The following is a 226-nucleotide window of genomic DNA, read 5'->3' as shown; positions in this document are numbered from 1 at the left end:
CAGATATAAACAATTTAACAAGGATGTTATCACTGTAGCCGTTGGCTACTATCTAAGATATGCATTGAGTTATCGTGATATATCTGAAATATTAAGGGGACGTGGTGTAAACGTTCATCATTCAACGGTCTACCGTTGGGTTCAAGAATATGCCCCAATTTTATATCAAATTTGGAAGAAAAAGCATAAAAAAGCTTATTACAAATGGCGTATTGATGAGACGTAT

1 pseudogene is annotated in these 226 nt (G+C 34.5%); it reads left to right on the top strand.

Annotated elements, in window-relative coordinates:
* Positions 1–226 (top strand): annotated as a pseudogene (locus IDG64_RS15035) (IS6 family transposase); the annotation flags it as partial.

Source organism: Staphylococcus sp. EG-SA-15 (assembly GCF_017151895.1).
Taxonomy (GTDB): domain Bacteria; phylum Bacillota; class Bacilli; order Staphylococcales; family Staphylococcaceae; genus Staphylococcus; species Staphylococcus aureus.
The sequence above is the reverse complement of the archived record's forward strand: the minus strand, read 5'-3'. Positions and strand labels throughout refer to the sequence as shown.